Origin of the sequence: Oscillibacter ruminantium GH1, assembly GCF_000307265.1 — a bacterium.
Taxonomy (GTDB): Bacteria; Bacillota; Clostridia; order Oscillospirales; family Oscillospiraceae; genus Oscillibacter; species Oscillibacter ruminantium.
On record NZ_DF158899.1, the window covers coordinates 26,814 to 48,646 of the forward strand.

The window sequence follows — 21,833 nt, forward strand, 5'->3', positions numbered from 1 at the left end:
TCATTCATCGGTGCAGTCCGATGTTTTGTCTTTTTGGGCAAATCGCCCTATCCCGTTTCGGGGGTAAGCGAGGGGGACCGCATTCAGCGGCGTGGCATTTTATTATAGATACATATTATAATGTAGTCTCCGTGTATTTCTCTTGGTCCCGGTCGATCTGCTTTTGGTAACGGTCGGCCTCGGAAAAGACACAACCGCAGTATTTCTGCATGTAAAATCCCAGTTCCCGCGCCCGCTGGTTCCCCGCACGAAAATTGGGGCGAAAATCCCGGTACAGGAATTTGACCCCGTATTGCTCCCCAAACCGCTCCGCCGCCTCGACAATTTTTTCGTGGTTCTGGTAGACAGAGGCCAGCAAGGTGGAGGTGAATGCCTCGTACCCGTGCTCCGCGGCGAACCGCGCCGTCTCCTCCACCCGGTGCTCATAGCAATAGGTGCAGCGGCGATCAATGTCATCCGCCACATGCCGGACAAAGTCCCGCAGGCCGTATTCCTCGCGGACAATCATCTTCATATGAATCGTGGGCGCATACTCCACCAGACAGTCCCTCCGGGCCTGATATTCCTTCCAAGGGTGGATGTTGGGGTTGTACCAAAACGCCGTGGGCTCAATGCCCTCCGCCCGCAGGGGCTCAATGCAGGACAGCGAGCAGGGCGCACAGCAGCAATGCAGCAAAACGGAATCCATAAAACATGTCACCTCATGGATAGTATATCAGACCGCCGGATTTCACGCAAGAGGATGCCCTCAACTCAGTGGTGTCGTTTTGTAGAGAAAACAGGCATTTTTATGACAGAATCTTAACGGCGGCAACGGATTTTGCGATTGCAAATTCTGAGGAAATAGAGTAAACTACCTGTGTTTAACTGAGCGTAGGCTGCGGCTTTCGCGCCTTCCGGACTGACTTTAGGAGGAACATACTCTTGCGTGTTGGATTGGACGTCGGTTCCACCACTATCAAATGCGTGGTGTTGGACGACGATGAAAAAATCATTTACTCTACATATGAGCGCCATTACAGTCATATTTTAGAGAAATCAGAAGAACTGCTGCGCCGAACGGCGCAGCAGTACGTCCCCCATGGACGGGCGCTGCTCTCCATCTCCGGTTCCGCCGGAATGGGTATGGCGGAGGGCGTGTCCGTCCCCTTTGTCCAGGAGGTATTTGCCACCCGTGTGGCTGTAAACCGTCTGGTGCCCGGCACCGACGTGGTCGTGGAGCTTGGCGGCGAGGACGCCAAGATTCTTTTTTTGACCAACGGATTGGAAGTCCGCATGAACGGCTCCTGCGCCGGAGGCACGGGAGCATTCATTGACCAGATGGCAACCCTTTTGAAAATGACCGCCGACGAGCTGGACGCCGCTGCCCAGCGGGCGGAAAAGACCTATACCATTGCGTCCCGCTGCGGCGTATTTGCAAAGAGCGACGTGCAGCCCCTCATTAATCAGGGCGCCCAGCCGGAGGACATCGCCGCCAGCATTTATCAGGCGGTGGTGAACCAGACCATCGCGGGGCTTGCGCAAGGGCGGCCCATCAAGGGGAACCTTCTCTATTTGGGCGGCCCGCTGACCTTTTCCCGGTGCCTGCGCAGTAGCTTTGACAAGACGCTGGGCGTGGTGGGTATGTGCCCGGAAAACAGTCTGCTGTTCGTGGCTCTGGGCGCGGCCTATTACTCCGATCAGGAGTTTGATTTGATGGATGTGGCGCAGCGGCTTCAGGAACGGGGCGCTTCGGAAACCTATCGCTCCCAGCCCCCGCTGTTTGCCAATGAGGCGGAGTACGAGGCGTTCCGCGCGCGGCACGCCAAGGCATCCGTTCCCAGAGTTCCCTTTGGCGCGGATTATGCCGCCCCGGTTCATATCGGCATCGACTCCGGCTCCACCACCGTGAAGCTGGCGGTGATCGACCAAGAGTCCCGCCTTCTGTTCACAGACTATCGCCCCAATCAGGGAAACCCCATTTCTCTGATCCGCGAGGTACTTCAGCAGCTTTATGACGAGCACCCGGCCATGCAGATCGCCTCCGTCACCACCACCGGGTATGGCGAGGATCTGGCGAAGGCAGCGTTTCACGCGGATTTCGGGGTAGTGGAAACCGTGGCGCATTTCACCGCCGCGCGGCACTTCCTGCCCAATGTGGATTTCATTATCGACATTGGCGGGCAGGACATGAAGTGCTTCAAGATTGAGGACGGGGCCATCAGCAACCTCTTTTTAAATGAGGCGTGTTCCTCCGGCTGCGGCAGCTTCCTCCAGACCTTTGCGCAGGCGCTGGGCAAGGACGTGAAAGAATTTGCCCAACTGGGTCTGTTTGCGACCCGTCCGGTGGACCTCGGCAGCCGATGCACGGTGTTCATGAACTCCAGCGTAAAACAGGCCCAAAAGGACGGAGCCACCATTGAGAACATCTCCGCGGGGCTTTCCATCAGTGTGGTAAAAAACGCCATCTACAAGGTGATCCGTGCCGCCACTCCTGAGGAGCTGGGACGAAACATCGTGGTGCAGGGCGGTACCTTTTATAATGAGGCGGTTCTGCGGGCTTTTGAAAAAGAGATGGGGGTGGAGGTCATCCGCCCCGACATCGCCGGGCTGATGGGCGCTTTTGGCGCGGCACTGTACGGCATGGGCAAGGCGGAATCCGGGCGGCAGAGCACTCTTTTAAGCGCGGAGTGTCTGCGTACCTTCACGCAGGAAACCCGCAGCGAAACCTGCGGCCGGTGCGGCAACAACTGCCAGCTCACCGTCAACACCTTCTCCGACGGGTCCACCTTCCTCAGCGGAAACCGGTGCGACCGCCCTGTTACCGGAAAGGCTGACTCGGGTGAGCGGAATCTCTACGCCTACAAGCGCAAACTGCTGCTGGACTATAAGCCTGTCCCCGGAAAGCGGGGAAAGATTGGCCTACCCTTGTGCCTGAACAACTATGAACTGCTGCCCTTCTGGCACGCATTTTTCACAAAGCTGGGCTTTTCCGTGTACCACAGCCCGCTGTCCAGCCGGGACCTGTACCTGAAGGGGCAGGGAACCATCCCCAGCGACACGGCCTGTTTCCCCGCGAAGCTGGCCCACGGTCACATTCAGCTTTTATGCAAGCTCAATCTGGACGCTATTTTCTATCCCTGCATGACCTATAACATTGACGAGGGCAAGGGCGACAATCACTACAACTGCCCCGTGGTGGCTTATTATCCGGAGGTCATCGCCGGGAACTGCCCGGAGATCCGGGACGTGAAATTCATTTATGACTATGTCGGCATTCATCGGCCCAAGGACTTCGTGCGCAAGATGTACGGAATTTTGGCAAAGTATTTTTCCGGCATTTCTCGCGGAGAAGTTCGGCAGGCCGCCGACGCGGGATATGCCGAGTATGCCCACCACATGGCCCAGATTCGTAAAGAAGGTGCGCGCATCATCGATCAGGCCCGGGCGGAGGGACGGCGCATCGTGGTTCTTGCGGGTCGGCCCTATCATGTGGACCCGGAGGTGAACCACGGCATCGACACGCTGCTGACGCAATACGGCGCGGCGGTGGTAACGGAGGACTCCATCTCCGACCGGGTGGATCGGTTCCCCACCTCGGTTTTGAATCAGTGGACCTATCATTCCCGGCTGTACGCGGCGGCGAAATACTGCACCACGCAAAAAGACATGGACCTTGTCCAGCTGGTGAGCTTTGGCTGCGGCGTGGACGCCATCACCACCGACGAGACTCGCGAGATTTTGCAGGAAGGCGGAAAGCTCTACACCCAGCTGAAGATCGACGAGATCACAAATCTGGGCGCGGTGCGCATCCGTCTGCGGAGTCTGTTCGCCGCGCTGGAGGAGCAGGAAGAAAAGCGCCGCCGGATGCAGCGAAAGGAGAACTGAGTCATGGAGAACACTTATCCCAAGTTTACCCCGGAAATGAAGAAGACCCATAAAATTCTGATTCCCAACATGGCTCCCATTCAGTTCCGAATTCTGGCCGCAGCCATGGAACAGCAGGGTTATACCTGCGAACTGCTGGGCAACTGCGGCTCCCATGTGGCGGAGAACGGCCTCAAATATGTTCATAACGACACCTGCTACCCCGCTCTGCTGGTCATCGGCCAGTTTTTAGACGCGTTGGAATCGGGAAAATACGATTTGGATCACACCGCTCTGGTCATCACCCAAACCGGCGGCGGCTGCCGTGCGTCCAACTACATTCATCTGCTGCGCAAAGCGCTGGAGCGGGCTGGTTTCGGGCAGATTCCTGTGGCCAGCTTGAACTTCTCGGGTCTTGAAAAGGACTCCGGCTTTCCCATGACGGTGGTACTGCTGCGCCAGCTGCTGGCCTCCATTTATTATGGAGACCTTCTGGTGGCGCTGCGCGCTCAGACCGTCCCCTATGAACTGCACAAAGGCGATGCGGACGCCATGCTTGAAAAGTGGCTGACCATCATTTGCGGCCATATTCGGGTGGGCCGCGGCTATTCCAATCACGAGATTCGCTCTGCCATGCCCAAAATGGCAGCGGACTTTGCCACCATTCCCGTCCACCGGACGCCGAAGGTGAAGGTGGGCGTGGTTGGGGAAATCTATGTAAAATATTCCCCCTTGGGCAACAACGATCTGGAAAAATTTCTGGAATCTCAGGACTGCGAGGTAAACCTCCCGGGGCTGATGGGCTTTGTGCAGTATTGCTGTTACAACCCCTCGGAGACAGCGCAGCTGTACGGCGGGAGTTTTTTTGAAAAGCACCTGTCCGGCCTGATTCTCAGCTATCTTTCTGGAACGGAGCGCGTCATGATCGACGCGTTGAAGCAAAACGGCTTTCACGCACCGCTTCCATTCAAGGAGCTGACCAAGCTGGCCAACGGCGTGATCGGTCACGGAAACAAGATGGGCGAGGGCTGGCTCCTCACCGCCGAGATGATCGAACTGGTGCGCGCAGGCTATGAAAACATTATCTGCGCCCAGCCCTTTGGATGCCTTCCCAACCACATTTGCGGAAAGGGTATGGTGAATCGAATTCGGGAACTGTATCCAACGGCAAACATTACGCCCATTGATTATGACCCCAGCGCCACCCGCGTCAATCAGGAAAACCGCATCAAGCTGATGCTGGCGGTTGGCCGGGAGCGGTTGGAGGGCGGCGCAAAGCCTGCGGAGTTTGCACCGCAGCCCTTGGAACCGGAGCGGGAGGCCCTTGGAGTCTGAGGTTCGGCAAGCGGACAAATCCACCAGCCGTATTTTTTTGGGGTTGACGCGGCTCCGGAATACTGTAATCGTGCTGAAAACCAATTAAGAAGGCGGTCTGACTGGATATCCAGTCAGACCACCCTTTCCCTTTCTTCCAATGGAATATTTATTGCCGCTTGCAAAAACTTTTAAGAAATTTGAAGCAAACGTGAATTTTTCGCCCCCTTGCTTTAAAGAAATCATGTGGCAACCGGCCGGTCAAACTTTTAAACCACATCAAAAAAGCCAGCCGCCATCCAAAAGGTGACGTGACCCCAAAAAGTTAGACAAATATATAAATCAAGCATTCAAGAGGGCTTGTTGTCTGTGAATAGCAGGCGGCAAGCCCTTTAGCTTTGCCTTGCCGCGACGGTTATTATAATAGTCCAGATAGTCAATGAGTTCTTTTTTGAAATGCTCCATGGATTTGTTTTCATGGTAGATCACTGCAATTACCGCTTTTGCGTCACCATATTTGTCAGCCTTGTTCAGTCGTTTTTCGTGGTAGTAATAGGTTGCACGCGCAAGATGAGAAACTTCCAGAAGGATATCCAACTTGAATGTTTGCCTTAGTTCTCGCATTACCAGCGTTTTTTGCGCGTTTGCCGCCCGTCTTCCAAAACCAAGGCTTGCAAGTTTTTTAGGTACGCATTCTCTGCTCGAAGACGCTGCACCTCTGCCAGCATATCTTCCTCAGCTTTTGGCGGCAGCTTGGCTGGGCGGCCTTTGCTGCCGCGTCCACGATGCTCAACAGCAAGGCCTTCCGCTCCTTCTGTCAGGTAAATGCTCTCCCATTTTTGAATCTGTCCTCGGGCTGTGATGCCGAATGCTCTCATGGCTTCATTGTAGCCTATATGTTCTTTCTGCATAGTTTCAATCACCATGGCTTTATACTCCGGCGTATATCGTTTGTTCGGTACTCCTTTTGGCATACAAAAACACCCCAATTGTCATTCAGTATATCATACTGTCTAACAATTGGGGGTCACTTCAAAAGGATGGCGGCTGGCTTCGTATAACTTCATTTAAAACCGCAAAATGGGCTTTGCAAGGCGGCGCATGTTTACTTCAGCAATCGGCGCACCAACTCCGGCGGCACGTCCATCCGTTTTGCCACGCCCTCCTCCGTCAGTCCGGCGTCTCGAAAGCGGCGGGCCACCGCCGTCAAAGGCTCCGCCACCTCGATCACATGACGATCCGGATCGTACAGCCGCACAGCCCGCTGGCCCCAGCGGTGTTCAATCGGCGGGTGAACCAGATCCACATCCTCCAGCGTGGTCAAAAATGCATCGTAATCCTCCGTCTCAAAATAGAGTTCGGAGGCATTGCCGCCATAGGTCAAATCAGAAGGTTTCCGTTCAATGAAATCCAGCCAGCTCTCCTCCGTCTGAAGAGAGATGCCGCCGGTAAGCGTCACATTGGCCCCAAAATCAGCGGTCTTATGCAGCCCCAGCACTTTTTGGTAAAAGTTCAGCGATCTTTGCAAATCCTTTACCACCAACAACGGGCTTTTGTATTTCATTTCGGTCCCTCCCCCTCAAATCTATCCGCAAATCATGAAAGTTTTGCTTTCAACGCTTCCCAAATCTCAATGGACTTGAACTTCAACACATAGCCCTCCCCGGCTTCTGTGATGAGCTTTACATCATCGTCACTCAATCCGGCGGACATGGCGGTCTGCGCCAAATCGGTGGTAGCGGCCGTACATAACGGCGGGAACACCACACACCACCAGTTATGGCCCTCTCCCGCGCCGATGACCACCCGCAGCGCCAGATAATCCCCGGCAGGCAGCGTAAAATCATCGTATTCCCGCGTGGGGAATGTGGTGTCGGCCAACTCTGCGGTCACGGAATAGTCATACCCTTCTGCGGCAATCTCTTCCGCTGCAAGGCGCTCAAACTCTGGCAGCGATTCCCGCAGCGTGATTTCCGCCTCATCTCGATTCTCTGACTGCTCCAAGATCTCCGTGGCCCGAGCCAAAATTTTATCCCGCACCTGAAGTTTCAGGGCCTGGTCCTCTTCCGAATCGGAGTTTGCCAGAATGTGGAGCCGCACCACGCGATCCGCCAGCGCCTGCTGGCGGTGCAGAGAAACAGTCCCCCAGATCAGCGCCGCGGCCAGACCGATCCCCAAAGCAATTTCCAAAACACGGCGCACATGGCGATTGCGCCGTTCCTTCGTCTGTTCCATGTTGTTTCCGTCCTTTTCCGTTCCCGCCCACAGGCAGGAGATGTACGGGCCAAATGGCCTCTCGGATAAATTCTGGACAGAAACAGTAAAATTCATACCTTTTACAAGGGGCGGGTCAAAAACGTCTGGCTATGGAGATCGCGCAACTCCTCAAATGCCCGCTGGGCGCTGCCGGGGCTTTGAAAAAGTCCGAACACCGTGGGGCCGGAGCCGGTCATCAGCGCATTCTCCGCACCGCAGCGCCGCAGACGCTCCTTGATGTCCTGAATGACCTCCGTCTCCTTGGGCGAGAGCACTTCCTCAAACACATTCGCCATTTCTTTAGCCACTGCCCCCACATCTCCGCTTTGCAACGCGGCGTACATCGCGTCATGATTCGGGCGATGGCGCAGATCTCCCACTCGGACGCGCCCAAACAGCTCCGGCGTGGAAAGGCCGAACTCCGGCTTGCACACCACGATCACACAAGGCGGCAGGGCAGGCCAGTCTGTCAGCCGCTCTCCCCGGCCCTCCGCCAAAGCAGTGTCGCCTCGGATGCAGTAAGGCACATCGCTGCCAATCTGCTCTCCCAGCGCCTCCATCTGACCGTCCGTCAGGTCCGGACGCAGCAGGGTTCGCAGCGCCCGCAGCACCGCTGCCGCGTCGGAGCTGCCACCCGCCATTCCCGCCTGAGACGGAATGTGTTTTTCAATTGAAATCTCTGCTCCCGGCGTCTGTTGAATCCGGTTAAAAAAGGCCCGGGCGGCTTTCCCGGCCAAATTGTCCTCTCCCTCGGGCAGGTCTGTGCCGGGGACGCGAACGCGGATCGCTCCATCCTCCCGCAGGCGTACCGTCACCCGGTCGCACAGTTCCACGGAGGTCATCACCATTTTTAAATCGTGGTATCCGTCCTCCCGCCGCCGGAGAATATCCAGCGTCAGATTCAGTTTTGCTGGAGCTAACAGTGTCAGTTCGTTCATTCCGCTTCCTCCACAATGGGCAGGTCCATCACGTCCAGTCCACACCGCATCGCGTATTCTATCGTATAGCGAGTGCCGCCGGAAGTGCCGTCAAACATAGCGATCAAAAGCGCGGCATGATCCACCATATAACGATCCCGGCGCTGCATACAGCTGGGGCTGTATGCGGCAGAAACCATCGTTTCATAGTCGCACTGCTCCAAAAGCCGTTGATAGCGCGTCCGCTCCGTCTCGGGCCATGCATTCGCCTGCGAGGGGCAGGGAATCGCAGCCTCCAGCGTGATCTCCGGATAACGCTTTTTCAGTTCCAGCACACATTCGCAGGCATACAGGTCGCATCCCTGCGCCATGCCGCAGAGGAAATGACAGTACCCCTCGCTGCATGCGGCCTCCACCGCATCGAAAAGCCGCCGCTTCAGGTCCACACATCGTGGGTCTTCCTCTGCATACCCCCAGGGCAGCTTCCCCGGCCGGTGACCTGTAAAGCAGCAGGCCGACTGTCTTCCCCGCACGCGCGATCGCTCCCCTCTCACCGACTGGTCTTTCTTTTAGCCGACGCAGATTTTCTCTCATTATAGAACAAGCGTTCTTATTTGTAAAGCTAATTTTTAAAAGTTAAAAAAGTTGCATAAAATGCGTGTATTTGTTCCCGGTTTGATTTTCCTCTTGCTTTTTCTCCCTGCCCGTCGTATACTGTGTGCAGAAGCAACTGAATACGTGTCTTCAGGGCGGGGTGCGATTCCCCACCGGCGGTATAGTCCGCGACCGGCCATCCGAAAGGATGTCCGCTGACCCGGTGAAACTCCGGGACCGACAGTGAAGCCTCCATGCGGAGGCGACAGTCTGGATGGAAGAAGATTCTTGCGGCAGAGCCGCGCTTTGAGCGCGCTCCTTTGTTGCTTGGTTCACCTTAGAGAGACGGCGTACTGAGGTGTCTTCAAGCTAATTAAAGGAGTGTATTTTCATGTCTCAACTGGAAAGCGCAGCGAACCGCCGTTCACTTGCAAAGTCCCGCACCCATCGACTCACTGTCGCCGCTATGCTCAGCGCTGTGGCAACAGTGCTGATGTTCGTGGATTTCTCGGTTCCGTTTATGCCCGCGTTCATTAAGCTGGATATTTCAGAGCTGCCTGCCCTGCTGGCCTCGTTCAGCATCGGACCGTGGTACGGCGTGGCGGTGTGTCTGGTGAAAAATATCATCAACTGCCTGCGGACCTCTACCGGCGGCGTGGGCGAGCTGTGCAACTTCATGCTGGGAGCCATCTTTGTGGGCATTGCGGGAGTTGTTTACCAACGGTTCCATAAGCGCAAGAGCCGCAAGGGCGCATTTCTCGGCGCGCTGATCGGCGCCGCAGCCATGGCGGTGTTGTCTGTGCCCGTGAATTACTACCTGACATATCCTATCTACGCAAAGTTCATGCCCATTGACACCATCGTGGGGATGTATCAGGCCATCCGGCCCTCTGCCAACGGTCTTTTGGACTGTTTGGTTACGTTTAACATGCCCTTCACCTTTTTAAAGGGGATTTTGGACGTGGCGCTGTGCTTCCTGATCTACAAACCACTGTCCCCCCTGCTGCACAGATAAGAACCTTCATTCGCATGGCAGGCGGCTTCTTGTCGCCTGCCATCGCTTTTTCCGAAAGGAGCGAATTCCCTTGAGCAAAGAAATCCTGATTCCTCAGACCGAACCGGCGGACACCGACGCGACTCCCGTTGCACCGCCTAAAAAAGCCTCCCGTCTGCGCATGTGGCTGCGGCGGGTTCTGCACGATGACCGCACCCCTGCACGGCTTCTCTTTTTACTGGGGCCATGGGTGGCGTACTTATGCGTGGAGTATTTGAACGAAAACGACCCGTTTACCGCGCTGAACGCGACTCAGCTTCTCTTTTCCGCCCTGTGGTACTATCTGATCTTCTGGGTTGCGCGGATGGTGCTGGGTCGGCCCAAGGCCGGAGCGCGGGTTGCCGTGCTGCTCTGTTTTCTGTTTGGCCTTGCCAATCATTATGTTCTGGAGTTCCGGGGGCGCATCATTTTCCCCGTGGATTTGATGACCTTGGGCACTGCCGCAAACGTGGCCGCCAGTTATGATTATACGCCGGACAAAAACGTCTGGATCGCGACGGCCATTCTCGTGGTCTATCTCCTTTTGCTGGCCCTGCCGCCGAAGCAGGCCAAGGGACGGCAGAAGCTGAAAAAAATCACCGCAGTTGGTTCTTGGGCGGCAATTTTTCTCTTTCTATATGCCTTTTTCTGCACACCTCTGCTGCCCACGGTGGGAATCTGGGCGCAGCAGTGGAAGACGCAGGCCAACGGCTTTTTGCTGAATTTTATGACCGCCCTGCGGTATAGCTTTGTCTCGGCGCCGGAGGATTACTCTCCCGATATTGCGCAGCGCATTGCCGACGGGTCTGCCGCCGGAATGGCAACCGACGCGGAGCCGCCGGAAAATCTGCTGGTCATTATGAACGAATCCTTTGCGGATCTGGGTGCCAGCTTCCCAAATCTGGAGTTGACGGAGGACCCCCTGCCCTTTTACCACTCTCTGACGGAAAACACGGTCAAGGGAATGATGGTTTCTCCCGTCACCGGCGGCGGAACCGCCAACGTGGAGTTCGAGTATCTAACCGGAGATTCGCTGGCATTTCTGCCCTCCTCCACTGTGGCCTATCAATTGTACTGCTATGAGGGAATGCCCTCCTTAGTTTCACAAATGAACGATTTGGGCTATCACACCGTCTCTTTCCACCCCTACCTTTCCTCCGGCTGGAACCGCACGTCCGTTTACGACTGGATGGGCTTTGACCGGCAGATGTATCAGGAGGACGTGGTGGACCCCCAGTACATTCGCAATTACATCAGCGATGCGTCGGACTATGAGCAGCTCTATCGTCTCACCGACGAGACGAACGGCCCTCTGTTTACCTTTAACGTCACCATGCAGAACCACAGCGGCTACGCACAGGGCTGGAACAATCTGGAGCGCAGCGTGGAGCTGGCAGGCGACAGCCGAGGCGCTTCCGCCGTGGCGGCCCAATATTTCTCCCTTATTAAGGAGAGCGACAACGCTTTGAAAACGCTGATCGAGCACTATCAGAGTTCTGACGAGCGGACCATGATCGTCTTTTTTGGCGACCATCAGCCGCCGCTGGGCAACGACTTCTACGAAAAGCTGTACGGAAAAAAACTGGACAACCGCACCACGGAGGAGGTTTTCCAGCAATATGAGGTTCCGTTTTTCATCTGGGCCAACTACGATATTCCGGAGCAGGACGGCCTGACCATCAGCTCTAACCTGCTGGGCGCGCTGACCATGGAACTGGCCGGTATCGAGCTGACCGGCTATGAGCAGCTTCACACCAAGCTGCTGGACGCGCTACCTGTCAACACCACCATCGGCTTCCGCCGCCCGGACGGCACGCTGCTCAGCGACGTTGACGAAAGCGCCCTCTCCCAGAGCGAGGATGAGCTTTATAACGATTACCGCATTATGGCCTATAACCACCTATTCGATGACAAAAATCAACCGGAGGGATATTTTGGTCCGTATCCGGATTCCGAAAACTAAAACCCGACCCAATGGAGCGGGGTAAAGAAGCCGGACGGCAGGGACAAAAGTCTCTGTCGTCCGGCTCTTTTTTATTGATCGTAGTAATCCAAAAAGGAGTATTCCCTGCCCCGGAACTTGACGCCCACCATGGTATCCAGCTGAACCCCGTGGATCGCGGCAAAAATGGACTTCTCCACATTGGGATTCGTTTTTTTCATCTCTCGGAGCAGAAATTTCATCTCCTGACGCTTGCTGTGTCCCACGCCATCCTCCGCAGCGTCCCGCGCCTCTGTAAAGCGGCAGGCACACTGGAGAAACCGCAGTTGGTTATAATTCTTCCAAGCGATGACGGCGTCCTCATGGACGCAGTACAGCGGACGAATCAGCTCCATGCCGGGAAAATTCTTGCTATGGAGCTTGGGCGGCATGGCCTGAATCTGCGCCCCATACAACAGGGCCATCAGGGTTGTCTCCACCACGTCGGAAAAATGGTGGCCCAGCGCAATTTTATTGCAGCCCAGTTCCTGCGCCTTGGCATAGAGAAATCCCCGGCGCATCCGCGCGCAGAGATAACAGGGATTTTTGTCCACCTGCACCGTCACATCGAAGATATCGCTGTTGAAAATCGTCACCGGTATCTCCAATTTCGCGGCGTTTTCCTCCAGCAGCTGCCGATTTTCGGGCGCGTACCCGGGGTCCATCACCATAAAAACCAATTCAAAGGGCTGATCTGTATGGTGCTGCAATTCCTGCATCAGCTTTGCCAGCAGCACGGAATCCTTTCCGCCGGAAATGCACACGGCGATCTTATCTCCCGGCGCAATCAGCTCATACCGCTTTACCGCCGCGATAAAGGGGTTCCACAGCGTCTTGCGGTACTTTTTAATGATGCTCCGCTCCGCCACCTCGCAGGGCGTTAGTTCTCTTGCCATCTTTTGTTCTCCAGAAATCTTATTTAAATTTAATGCGCGATTTCCACTTGGCAGGGTTCGCGTTCCCCGTACTCTTTGTCTTTTCGCGCCCCGGTTCCCTGTTTTATTCGGAAAAAGGAGAGTCCGCCCGCAAGGATCAGCGGCCTCGCCGCAGGTGGGTACGCATTCCGTATCTCCCATCTTCCTCAAAATAAATGCCCGCATTTATTTTGAAAATGAGCGAGCTTTCGCCGCAGGCCAAAACGAGAGATATGGAACTTGCCCCTCCACTAGAGCCAGATTGCCCCCAACTTCAAAATCGACGAAACCACACGCCGATACCAAGGGCGCTTTTTCCATTCCTCCATGGTATAGGGAGTGCTCTCCGCCATGATCCCATCCATATCCTCCAGCAATTCTTCCACCGCCGGCATGTCATACATCATGGCCGCGCACTCGAAATGGAGCTGGAAAGACCGATAGTCCATGTTGGTACTGCCCACCAAAGCCATTTTCCGGTCCACCAAAATACTTTTGGCGTGGATGAAGCCGGGGGCATACTTGTAGATTTTCACGCCATGGCTCAACAGCTCTCCCCAATAAGTCTCCGCCACCATATAGGCGTACCGCTTATCCGGAATCGCAGGCACCATCAGCCGAACATCCACGCCGGAATCCGCCGCGATGCACAGAGCCAGCTGCATCGCTTCTTCCACCGCGTAATACGGCGTTGTGATGTAAAGGAACCGGGTGGACGCGGAAATCAACTGCAGGAATGTGTCCTCCATCGGGTTGTCCGGGTTATTCAGCGGCCCGTCGATAAACGCCTGACAAAAGCCCTCGCCCGCCGGGCCCGCTATCCGGGCGCGGTAGTAGTCGTCTTCGTTGGGCAGAGTCCCGCCGATCATCTCCCACATCTGGATAAACTGAGCCGCAAGGCCCCACGCGCCGTCTCCCTCGATGCGGACAGTGGAGTCCTTCCACCGGCCGAACCGCTCAAACAAATTCGCGTACTCGTCAGCCAGATTGATGCCGCCGGTATAGGCACAGTAGCCGTCGATCACGGCGACCTTTCGGTGGTCCCGGTAGTTAAAGTAAATGCGGTTGACATAGCGGTGAACCGGGTTAAAGACCTGCACCTCGATTCCCGCGTCTTGAAGCGCCTGAAGCGCGCTATCGGAAAATCGGGTGAGATTTCCAAAGTCGTCAAAAATAATGTGGATCTCCACGCCCGCGGCGGCCCGCTCTTTCAGCGCCGCAAAAATCCGATCCCAGATTTTCCCCTCGGCGATGATAAAATACTCCAGGAAAACATACGTCTCGGCCTTTTGAATGTGGTTAATTAAATCGTCAAAAAACGCCATTCCGTCTCCAAAATACTTGGCGGAGGTGTTTTTATACAGGAGAAAATCCCGCTTTTGAAGATAGGCCGCCACGCGGCCCATGGCTGCGTCCTGTTTGGTAAGGCGCGCCACGTTGGACTCGCTTTCCCGGCGGGCACTCTCCCGTTCAGCAGGAGGGGGAACCCGTTTCAAACTCAGCGTCTTGGCCTGATGCGTACCGCCCCAGAGAAGAAACAGCAGCATACCTGACACCGGAAGCACCAGCAGCAAACACATCCAGCTGAGCTTATAGCTGGGACTGCCTGAGCGAAGAAACACGTTGATAGCCATGACGATGCCCAGCAGCTCCAAGGCGGCATAGGCAATATTGGCATATTGCCTCAGCAGGCGGGTGAGGAGCAGCGTCACGACGATTTGGGCCAGCACCGTCAGCACGCACATGGCGATGCTGGACGCGGCAGAAATCCGCCGCTCAATTCGTTGGTCCCGGGTCTGCCTGTCTCTCGCCTGACGCATAGTCTCTCCTCTCATCCGTGGCGCGGCCACCATGCGGCCCGCATTTTGATGCTTACTTTCTCTGGTTCAGCAGCTCCTGCTTGATGTCCCACAGCTTTTGGGACAGGTCGATATAATATTTATGGGGATAGTCGAACCGCTTCACCTCATCCCAAAGGGTATCCACCTGCTGGGCGCAGTAGGCCTGAATGTCCTTGAGCTTTGGCTGCTGATAAACCAGCTTGCCGCCAAGATACACCGGCACCTGCAAAACCCGCGCGGTAAAATTCGTCAGGGTCTTCCTCTTCCATGTGGCGCTGGGATCAAACAACTCCAGCGGCTTCGTCTCGTCCAGTTCCTCGTCGTGGAGACAGATATAGTCCGCTTCAGCCTTGCCGGTGGCCCGGTCAAAAATGCGGTAGGTCTTTTTAAAATGGGGAATGGTGATCTTGCTCACGTTTTCGCTGACCTTGATCTTGGGGATGATGTTCCCCTGATTGTCCTCAACGGCTGCCAGCTTGTACACTCCGCCGAATACCGGCTCGCTGCGGGCGGTAATCATCCGCTCGCCCACGCCGAACGCGTCAATCTGCGCACCCTGAAGCAGCAAGTCCTGAATCAGATACTCGTCCAGCGCGTTGGACACGGAAATCTCGCAGCCGGGCCAGCCCGCGTCGTCCAGCATCTTGCGGGCCTCCCGCGTCAGATACGCCATATCGCCGGAGTCCAGACGGATGCCGCACTTTTGGATGCCCATGGGCCGCAGCACCTCGTTAAAGGCGCGGATGGCGTCCGGCACGCCGGACTTAAGGGTATTATAGGTGTCCACCAAAAGCGTTGCGTTGGTGGGATAGAGCTGGCAATAGGTCTTAAACGCCTCATACTGGCTGTCAAACATCTGGACCCACGCGTGGGCCATGGTTCCCCCTGCGGGAACACCGTACAGCTGGTCGGAGATGGTGCAGGCTGTTCCCTTGCACCCGGCGATATACGCAGCCCGTGCGCCGGTAATGGCGCCGTCTGTTCCCTGCGCCCGGCGGGACCCGAATTCCAGCACCGTGCGGCCTCGGGCAGCACGGACGATGCGGTTTGCCTTGGTGGCGATCAGGCTCTGGTGGTTCACGGCCAGCAGCAAAAACGTTTCAATGATTTGGGCCTGAATGGCTGGGGCGCGGACGGTCACAATGGGTTCCCGCGGAAAAATCGGTGTTCCCTCCGGGACGGCGTACAGGTCGCCGGTGAATTTGAAGTTTTTCAGATAATCCAGAAATTCCTCGGAAAACAGATTCCGTCCCCGGAGGTAGGCAATATCCTCTTCTGAAAAATGCAGATCTTCAATATATTCTATGATCTGATCCAGTCCGGCAGCCAGAGCGAAACCGCCCTTATCCGGCACATCCCGGAAAAACACGTCGAAATAGGTCATGCGGTCTTTCAACCCCGCCTGGAGATAACCGTTTCCCATGGTCAGTTCGTAGAAATCGCACAGCATGGACATATTAAGTTTCTCGCGGACGCTCATATCGCACCTCAAAAATGTACTCCGCTCTCGACGGAGGTAATTGCATTAATTATAGCGCTCTTTTTCAGGAAAATCAACGCTCTGTCTGTTTTCTGTCAAACATTTGGCAATTTTCGATTGACAATCCACTTCTCCTCCCCTATGATACATACCATACTCTTATATCTCAGCGGACGCCCGGCCAGTTCGGCCTCGCCCGCGGCAGCGAAAGGGCCTGAATACCATGGGCATGATTTTAGGGATTGACATCGGCGGCTCCACCACAAAGATCGTGGGGCTGGACGGACAGGGAGCGCCGGGCGCTATGCTCCGCGTCCGGGCGGAGGATCAGCTCACGTCCCTGTATGGGGCGCTGGGCAACTATCTGGCCAGCAACAAGCTGTCGCTGGGCGACGTGCAGCGGGTGGTGCTCACCGGCGTGGGCGCAGCCTATGTGGAAGGCGACATCTATGGGCTGCCCACCTGCCGGGTGGACGAGTTTACCGCCAGCGGCACCGGCGCGCTGGCCCTGTCAGACCAGTCAGAGGGCGTGGTGGTGACCATGGGGACCGGCACCGCCTTTCTCTGGGCCAGAGACGGCAAGGTGGAGCATCTTTGCGGCAGCGGCATCGGCGGCGGCACGCTGGGCGGCTTGTGCCACAAGCTGGTCGGCATGGAGCGGTTCGGCCAGATCAAGAAGCTGGCCTGCAGCGGGGATTTGAAGCAGGTGGACCTGACCATCGCGGACATCACCACCGGACCTGCCAAGACCCTGAACCCGGAGATGACCGCCGCCAACTTCGGCAATTTGGCGGAAGACGCATCCTCCGCAGATTTAGCGGCCGGGGCCGTGAACCTGGTGCTTCAAGCCATCGGCACCATGACAGTGCTGGCCTCCCGGCTGTGCGGCACGAAAACGGTGATTCTCACCGGCTCCATGACTACGCTGGATCAGGTCGCCCCCACTTTTCAGGTTTTTGAAAAGCTCTATGGCATCCACTATATCATTCCCGAAAACGCTACCTTTGCAACCGCTATCGGCGCGGGTTTGTGCAGCCTGAAAAAAGCGGGGCTGTGAAGCGGCTCGCCCACGGGAGCGTTTTAAGCGTCCGCTCCTCATGCGGGGCAGCGCTTCAGAAATTGGATTTTCCCGCTTCTGCCCAGCTTTCTAAAAGACTTTTCTACATCAAACAATTATGGATCCGCAGCGTGTGGACGGGGACTTTTCAGTCTCCGCCCGCACGCTTTTTTTAGCAGTCGTCCTTTTTCGATATTTTGAACAAATTTTGCCACTAGGATTCTCTGAACTTTGCATAGCCGGTATTTGACATAGCGACGCCGTTATGCTAGACTAACTGTATAAGTTAGAACCTGCTAACTTTTTGAGGGGGAGTCGTACCGATGAAACTGGACAGCTTACTAATCGGCCGGGAGGCCGTGATTACCGCCGTCGGCGGACAGGGCGCGCTGCGCTGCCGTCTGCTTGACATGGGCCTGATTCCAAAGACCGCCGTACGGGTGGAAAAGATTGCGCCTCTGGGGGACCCGCTGGAATTGCATGTGCGGGGATACTCCCTGTCTTTGCGCAAAGAGGATGCCCGAAACATCGAAGTGGAGGTCCGACCATGATTTTTGCATTGGCGGGAAACCAAAACTGCGGCAAGACCACGCTGTTCAACCAGCTCACCGGCTCCAATCAGCATGTGGGCAACTTCCCCGGCGTAACGGTGGATCGAAAGTCCGGCGTGATTCGGGGCGAGAAGGACTGCACAGTGGTGGATCTTCCGGGCATTTATTCCATCCGGCCTTACACGCCGGAGGAGGTCGTTACGCGGGACTTCATTTTAAATGAGCGGCCCGACGGGATCATCAACATTGTGGACGCGTCCAACATCGAGCGAAACCTGTATCTGACGCTTCAGCTAATGGAAATGCAAATTCCCATGGTGCTGGCGCTGAACATGATGGACGAGGTGCGAAAAAATGGTGGAACCATTGACGTGGCAGGCATGTCGCGGGCATTGGGCATCCCGGTGGTTCCCATCTCCGCCGTAAAAAACGAGGGCGTTGGAGAACTGGTGAAGGCGGCGGTGCAGACTGCCAAAAGCAGGACGCTTCCCGCTGTAAAGGATTTCTGTTCCCCCGGTCCTGTCCACCGCTGCATCCATGCGGTGGCCCATCAGATCGAGGACCACGCGCAGGCCGCCCGCATCCCCGTCCGATTTGCCGCTATGAAGTTGATTGAGGGCGACCCGGATTTTGCGGCAGGACTGGAACTGGATCAAAACGAGCTGGAGCTGATTGAGCACAGCGTGAAGGAGATGGAGACGGAGCACGGCATGGATCGCAACGCGGCTCTGGCCGACATGCGGTACGACTTCATCGAGCGAGTGTGCCGGGACACGGTGGTGAAATGCCAGCAGTCCAAGGAGCGGAGCCGAAGCGAACGGATTGACCGGGTGGTCACCCACCGCATTTGGGCGCTACCCATCTTTTTCGGCGTTATGCTGGCCATCTTTTATCTGACTTTTAACGTGATCGGCGCCTTTCTCTCCGACCTTTTGGCGCTGGGAATCGACTCGCTGACCGTTTTGGTGGACGAGGCGCTGACCGACTACGGTTTGAACCCGGTGGTTCACTCTCTGGTGATTGACGGTGTGTTCGCAGGCGTTGGCAGTGTGCTCTCCTTCCTGCCCATCATTGTGGTGCTGTTCTTCTTCCTCTCTATATTGGAGGACACCGGTTACATGGCCCGGGTGGCCTTTGTCATGGATCAGCTGCTGCGAAAGATTGGGCTTTCGGGCCGGAGCATTGTGCCCATGCTGATTGGGTTTGGATGTTCCGTCCCCGCCATTATGTCCACCCGGACTCTGGCCTCTGAGCGGGATCGGAAAATGACGATTTTACTGACCCCCTTTATGAGCTGCTCCGCGAAAATTCCGATTTACAGCGTGTTTGCCGCCGCGTTTTTCCCGGGAAAAGGCGGGCTTGTGATGTTTTCCCTATACCTGCTGGGCATTCTGGTTGGGATTCTGGCAGCAAAGATCATGGGACGCACCGTTTACCGGGGGAACCCGATTCCTTTTGTTATGGAACTGCCGAACTATCGCTTTCCCTCTTTCAAGAGCGTGGTGCACCTTTGCTGGGACAAGGCGAAGGACTTTCTGACCCGGGCATTCACCGTTATTTTCATTGCCACCATCATTGTCTGGTTCCTCCAGACCTTTGACGCGCGGCTGAATTTGGTGGAGGACAGCGCAGACAGCCTTTTGGCGCTGGTGGGCGCGGTGGCAGCGCCTCTGTTCGCCCCGCTGGGATTTGGAGATTGGCGGGTATCCACGGCTCTGGTCACCGGCTTCATTGCCAAAGAGTCCGTGGTGTCCACGCTGGGCGTTCTCACTGGCGCGGCCGGGAATGTGACCGCAGCTCTGAGTGGACTATTTACCCCAGTTACGGCTGTCAGCTTCTTATCCTTTACACTGCTTTATACACCTTGTATTGCCGCAATTTCCGCCGTCCGGCGAGAGTTGGGCTCCGGGTGGAAGGCCGCCGGTGTTGCGGCGGGACAATGTGTGATTGCATGGGTCGTGGCGTTTGTAATCTACCACCTAGCACTGCTGTTTTGAGGAGGGATTCTTTTGTTGGAAGTTTTAATTTTAGCGGGGCTTGCAATCTGGCTCATCGCGGCAATCCATTCCTGCAGAAGGCATAAGGGATGCTGCGGCAGCTGTGACGGTTGCTGCAACCACTGCGACGGCTGCGGACATTAAGCCGCTTTTTTGGCTGCACGGGATGCGGATTCCTTTCGATCGCGCTTTATCTGATGCTCAGTTATTCTGAAATTCCAGTACATATAAAGTAATTTTACTTTACATTATTTTTATACGTTTACCTATAAAAAGCTCCCCCGCGCGGTTTATTTTCAACCGCGCGGGAGAGTTTTTTCGTTTTACTGTGCGCCAAGCGTCCTTTGCAAATATGCCTGCATCTCCGCCTTGGACTGAACTCCATGGGCCCCGTCGATCACAGCTTGTTTCTCCGCCTCCGACATAGACGCAAACCGCTCCATGGCGGAGATGTTCTGCGCCAGAGCCATGCCCATGCCCAGTGGCAGCTCGCTAGATTCCATTTCCATCACCTCAGAGGCAGTCTGCCCTGTCCACGGAAAAAAATACGGCTTTGAGTTCCTATTTAGAGCGCTCACAGCGCGGTTTTCCCAGTGCCGTCCAGCGGCTTGCGCGCCTCGGTCAAAAGGTCCAAGTCCCGGAAAATGCCCGCTTCCAGATGCTCGTATTCCGCCGCGTTTCCCACCCGGCGCATCTTTTTCGCGTACTTCTCCCCATCGTCAAAAAGATTGATGAGATAGAACCAAAGCTCCTTCATCCGCTGGGCCGCCGTTCCGGGATAGCCATAAGCCTCCCGATAACCCTGATACAACGTCTGGGTATAGGTTTTCAGCTCCTCCCGTCCGGCGGGCGGGCCGCCCCGCAGCTTTCGCAGAAGGGCCGGGTCCGCGATCACGCCCCTGCCGATCATCACCGTGTCCACCGTTGGGAATTTTTCCGTAAACCCATGAAAATCCGCAATGCTTACCAAATCCCCGTTGTAGGTCACGGGGGCGCGGCTTGCCTGCAATGCGTCGGCAAACACATCCAGATGCACAGGACCTTTGTAGAACTCCCCCCGCAGGCGCGGATGGACAATCAACTCCCGGATGGGATAGCGGTTGAAAATCTTCAGCAGACGGGTAAACTCCGCCCCGTCGTTGTAACCGATTCGGGTCTTTACCGACACCGGGAGGCAGACTTTTTGGAATACCGCATCGAAAAAGGCGTCCAACTCGTCGGGGTGGAGTAAAAATCCCGCGCCCTTCCCTTTCGCGGTGACGGTGCCGGAGGGACATCCCAGATTCAGATTCACCTCGTCAAAGCCCAGTTCCCGCGCCTGTTCCGCCGCCCAGAGGAAGTCCTCCGCCCGCTTCGTCATCACCTGCGGCACGGTGGGAACCCCTGCGTTGTGCTCTGGGGACAGATCGCGCAGTTCTTTCGCAGTCAAAATACGGTCCGACGTGGGCGAGAAAAAGGGCGTAAAATACCGGTCGGCTCCGCCGAACATCCGGCTGTGTGTCTGGCGGAACATCCAAGTGGTGATGCCCTCCAGCGGCGCGACTTCCACTTGTGGGATGAGTGTCTCCATCAAATGTGCTCCTTGCATGTCAGCTCTTCCACTTCCAGCGCGAACAGCCGCACCCGCTCCAGAACGGCGGGGTCGTAGGGAAGGTCCGCGTCGGTGTAGTAGGCCATCACCGTCTTCATGGCCGCGAGACGTTCCTGCGCCGGAACCTCATAAGTCCGCCCCGTGCCGATAACGCTCTTGTAAAGCTCCGTATAGCCGCAAGCCGTCTCCGCCCGCACCAGCCGGTGAGCGCAGTCCAGTTCAAACCCCACGCTACCGCCCTTGCGGAACAGCTCCACCTTGCGTCCCTGCGCGGCGGAGTGGAAATAAAAGATCAGCTTGCCGTCCTTTTCCTCATAACCGAAATTCAGGGGAACAATATAAACCTGCCCCTCGTCGCAAAAGCCCACACGGCACACGCCGCATTCGTCCAGAACCTTGTAGATTTCCGCCCTGTCCGTCACCTGACGGTCTTTTCTCCGCATTTCCTGCATGGCTTGAAT

General features: G+C 56.1%; 19 protein-coding genes, 1 pseudogene and 1 riboswitch. Of the genes and pseudogenes, 7 read left to right on the forward strand and 13 right to left on the reverse strand.

Annotation, left to right across the window (positions count from 1 at the left end):
• Window positions 1-115: 115 nt before the first annotated feature.
• Window positions 116-688 (reverse strand): epoxyqueuosine reductase QueH, encoded by a 573-nt coding sequence (locus ON16_RS10320; RefSeq protein ID WP_040662052.1) that lies wholly within the window; start codon window positions 686-688, stop codon window positions 116-118.
• Window positions 689-924: 236 nt separating this feature from the next.
• On the opposite strand from ON16_RS10320, the gene ON16_RS10325 reads away from it, so the two are divergent.
• Both ON16_RS10325 and ON16_RS10330 read left to right on the forward strand, forming a co-directional pair.
• Window positions 925-3,867: an acyl-CoA dehydratase activase gene (locus tag ON16_RS10325; RefSeq protein WP_081579662.1), complete on the forward strand. Its 2,943-nt coding sequence runs from the start codon at window positions 925-927 to the stop codon at window positions 3,865-3,867.
• A 3-nt stretch (window positions 3,868-3,870) separates the two neighbouring features.
• Window positions 3,871-5,181, forward strand: a complete 1,311-nt coding sequence (locus ON16_RS10330) for a 2-hydroxyacyl-CoA dehydratase (RefSeq protein ID WP_040662055.1) — start codon at window positions 3,871-3,873, stop codon at window positions 5,179-5,181.
• Window positions 5,182-5,502: 321 nt separating this feature from the next.
• Here ON16_RS10330 and ON16_RS16415 read toward each other — a convergent pair.
• The 6 genes and pseudogenes from ON16_RS16415 to ON16_RS10360 form a co-directional block, all read right to left on the reverse strand.
• Window positions 5,503-5,631: pseudogene (locus tag ON16_RS16415) on the reverse strand (IS3 family transposase); the annotation flags it as partial.
• Between the two features lie 152 nt (window positions 5,632-5,783).
• The gene (locus ON16_RS10340) at window positions 5,784-6,086 is read right to left on the reverse strand and encodes a helix-turn-helix domain-containing protein (protein ID WP_243441814.1); all 303 of its coding nucleotides are present in this window, start codon (window positions 6,084-6,086) and stop codon (window positions 5,784-5,786) included.
• 179 nt (window positions 6,087-6,265) lie between these two features.
• A complete protein-coding gene (locus ON16_RS10345) occupies window positions 6,266-6,724 on the reverse strand; it encodes a VOC family protein (RefSeq protein WP_040662061.1) in 459 nt (152 codons plus the stop codon).
• A 32-nt stretch (window positions 6,725-6,756) separates the two neighbouring features.
• A complete protein-coding gene (gene spoIIR / locus ON16_RS10350) occupies window positions 6,757-7,395 on the reverse strand; it encodes a stage II sporulation protein R (protein WP_040662902.1) in 639 nt (212 codons plus the stop codon).
• Window positions 7,396-7,496: 101 nt separating this feature from the next.
• The gene (ispE, locus tag ON16_RS10355; protein WP_040662064.1) at window positions 7,497-8,354 is read right to left on the reverse strand and encodes a 4-(cytidine 5'-diphospho)-2-C-methyl-D-erythritol kinase; all 858 of its coding nucleotides are present in this window, start codon (window positions 8,352-8,354) and stop codon (window positions 7,497-7,499) included.
• Window positions 8,351-8,887 carry an SLOG family protein gene (locus tag ON16_RS10360; RefSeq protein WP_040662066.1) on the reverse strand — a complete coding sequence of 179 codons (537 nt, stop codon included), beginning with the start codon at window positions 8,885-8,887 and terminating at the stop codon, window positions 8,351-8,353. Before ON16_RS10360 ends, ispE begins: the two co-directional genes overlap by 4 nt.
• Window positions 8,888-9,069: 182 nt before the next feature.
• A riboswitch (FMN riboswitch) is annotated at window positions 9,070-9,217 on the forward strand.
• Between the two features lie 101 nt (window positions 9,218-9,318).
• On the opposite strand from ON16_RS10360, the gene ON16_RS10365 reads away from it, so the two are divergent.
• Both ON16_RS10365 and ON16_RS10370 read left to right on the forward strand, forming a co-directional pair.
• Window positions 9,319-9,942, forward strand: coding sequence for an ECF transporter S component (locus ON16_RS10365; RefSeq protein WP_051131683.1), 624 nt, complete (start codon window positions 9,319-9,321; stop codon window positions 9,940-9,942).
• Window positions 9,943-10,012: 70 nt separating this feature from the next.
• The gene (locus ON16_RS10370; RefSeq protein WP_051131684.1) at window positions 10,013-11,923 is read left to right on the forward strand and encodes an LTA synthase family protein; all 1,911 of its coding nucleotides are present in this window, start codon (window positions 10,013-10,015) and stop codon (window positions 11,921-11,923) included.
• Between the two features lie 71 nt (window positions 11,924-11,994).
• Here the strand turns inward: ON16_RS10370 and ON16_RS10375 are convergent, their stop codons facing one another.
• The 3 genes from ON16_RS10375 to ON16_RS10385 form a co-directional block, all read right to left on the reverse strand.
• Window positions 11,995-12,837 (reverse strand): tRNA 2-thiocytidine biosynthesis TtcA family protein, encoded by an 843-nt coding sequence (locus ON16_RS10375; protein ID WP_040662069.1) that lies wholly within the window; start codon window positions 12,835-12,837, stop codon window positions 11,995-11,997.
• A 269-nt stretch (window positions 12,838-13,106) separates the two neighbouring features.
• The gene (cls, locus tag ON16_RS10380; protein WP_040662071.1) at window positions 13,107-14,675 is read right to left on the reverse strand and encodes a cardiolipin synthase; all 1,569 of its coding nucleotides are present in this window, start codon (window positions 14,673-14,675) and stop codon (window positions 13,107-13,109) included.
• Between the two features lie 52 nt (window positions 14,676-14,727).
• The gene (locus ON16_RS10385; RefSeq protein WP_040662074.1) at window positions 14,728-16,176 is read right to left on the reverse strand and encodes a nicotinate phosphoribosyltransferase; all 1,449 of its coding nucleotides are present in this window, start codon (window positions 16,174-16,176) and stop codon (window positions 14,728-14,730) included.
• A 223-nt stretch (window positions 16,177-16,399) separates the two neighbouring features.
• Between ON16_RS10385 and ON16_RS10390 the strand changes: the two genes are divergently transcribed.
• The 3 genes from ON16_RS10390 to feoB all read left to right on the forward strand — a co-directional run bounded on the left by ON16_RS10390 (window position 16,400) and on the right by feoB (window position 19,781).
• On the forward strand, window positions 16,400-17,233 hold the full coding sequence (locus ON16_RS10390) for a BadF/BadG/BcrA/BcrD ATPase family protein (RefSeq protein WP_040662076.1): 834 nt from the start codon (window positions 16,400-16,402) through the stop codon (window positions 17,231-17,233).
• A 323-nt stretch (window positions 17,234-17,556) separates the two neighbouring features.
• Window positions 17,557-17,784: a FeoA family protein gene (locus tag ON16_RS10395; protein WP_040662079.1), complete on the forward strand. Its 228-nt coding sequence runs from the start codon at window positions 17,557-17,559 to the stop codon at window positions 17,782-17,784.
• Window positions 17,781-19,781 carry a ferrous iron transport protein B gene (feoB, locus tag ON16_RS10400; RefSeq protein ID WP_040662082.1) on the forward strand — a complete coding sequence of 667 codons (2,001 nt, stop codon included), beginning with the start codon at window positions 17,781-17,783 and terminating at the stop codon, window positions 19,779-19,781. The genes ON16_RS10395 and feoB overlap by 4 nt, the downstream gene beginning before the upstream one ends.
• A 323-nt stretch (window positions 19,782-20,104) precedes the next feature.
• On the opposite strand, the gene ON16_RS10405 is transcribed toward feoB, so the two are convergent.
• The 3 genes from ON16_RS10405 to ON16_RS10415 form a co-directional block, all read right to left on the reverse strand.
• Entirely contained in the window at window positions 20,105-20,284 is a 180-nt protein-coding gene (locus ON16_RS10405) for a hypothetical protein (RefSeq protein ID WP_040662911.1), read from the reverse strand.
• A gap of 71 nt (window positions 20,285-20,355) precedes the next feature.
• Window positions 20,356-21,351, reverse strand: coding sequence for a tRNA dihydrouridine synthase (locus tag ON16_RS10410; protein WP_040662085.1), 996 nt, complete (start codon window positions 21,349-21,351; stop codon window positions 20,356-20,358).
• Complete coding sequence (locus ON16_RS10415) at window positions 21,351-21,824, reverse strand: pyridoxamine 5'-phosphate oxidase family protein (RefSeq protein WP_243441815.1); 474 nt, start codon at window positions 21,822-21,824, stop codon at window positions 21,351-21,353. Before ON16_RS10415 ends, ON16_RS10410 begins: the two co-directional genes overlap by 1 nt.
• Between the last annotated feature and the right edge of the window lie 9 nt (window positions 21,825-21,833).

Bases quoted from the DNA above. Each gene is read 5' to 3' on its own strand.
- ON16_RS10320 (WP_040662052.1), bottom strand. From the start codon at position 688: ATGGATTCCGTTTTGCTGCATTGCTGCTGTGCGCCCTGCTCGCTGTCC.
- ON16_RS10330 (WP_040662055.1), top strand. From the start codon at position 3,871: ATGGAGAACACTTATCCCAAGTTTACCCCGGAAATGAAGAAGACCCAT.
- ON16_RS10340 (WP_243441814.1), bottom strand. From the start codon at position 6,086: ATGGTGATTGAAACTATGCAGAAAGAACATATAGGCTACAATGAAGCC.
- ON16_RS10345 (WP_040662061.1), bottom strand. From the start codon at position 6,724: ATGAAATACAAAAGCCCGTTGTTGGTGGTAAAGGATTTGCAAAGATCG.
- spoIIR (WP_040662902.1), bottom strand. From the start codon at position 7,395: ATGGAACAGACGAAGGAACGGCGCAATCGCCATGTGCGCCGTGTTTTG.
- ispE (WP_040662064.1), bottom strand. From the start codon at position 8,354: ATGAACGAACTGACACTGTTAGCTCCAGCAAAACTGAATCTGACGCTG.
- ON16_RS10365 (WP_051131683.1), top strand. From the start codon at position 9,319: ATGTCTCAACTGGAAAGCGCAGCGAACCGCCGTTCACTTGCAAAGTCC.
- ON16_RS10375 (WP_040662069.1), bottom strand. From the start codon at position 12,837: ATGGCAAGAGAACTAACGCCCTGCGAGGTGGCGGAGCGGAGCATCATT.
- cls (WP_040662071.1), bottom strand. From the start codon at position 14,675: ATGCGTCAGGCGAGAGACAGGCAGACCCGGGACCAACGAATTGAGCGG.
- ON16_RS10385 (WP_040662074.1), bottom strand. From the start codon at position 16,176: ATGAGCGTCCGCGAGAAACTTAATATGTCCATGCTGTGCGATTTCTAC.
- ON16_RS10390 (WP_040662076.1), top strand. From the start codon at position 16,400: ATGGGCATGATTTTAGGGATTGACATCGGCGGCTCCACCACAAAGATC.
- ON16_RS10395 (WP_040662079.1), top strand. From the start codon at position 17,557: ATGAAACTGGACAGCTTACTAATCGGCCGGGAGGCCGTGATTACCGCC.
- feoB (WP_040662082.1), top strand. From the start codon at position 17,781: ATGATTTTTGCATTGGCGGGAAACCAAAACTGCGGCAAGACCACGCTG.
- ON16_RS10405 (WP_040662911.1), bottom strand. From the start codon at position 20,284: ATGGAATCTAGCGAGCTGCCACTGGGCATGGGCATGGCTCTGGCGCAG.
- ON16_RS10410 (WP_040662085.1), bottom strand. From the start codon at position 21,351: ATGGAGACACTCATCCCACAAGTGGAAGTCGCGCCGCTGGAGGGCATC.
- ON16_RS10415 (WP_243441815.1), bottom strand. From the start codon at position 21,824: ATGCAGGAAATGCGGAGAAAAGACCGTCAGGTGACGGACAGGGCGGAA.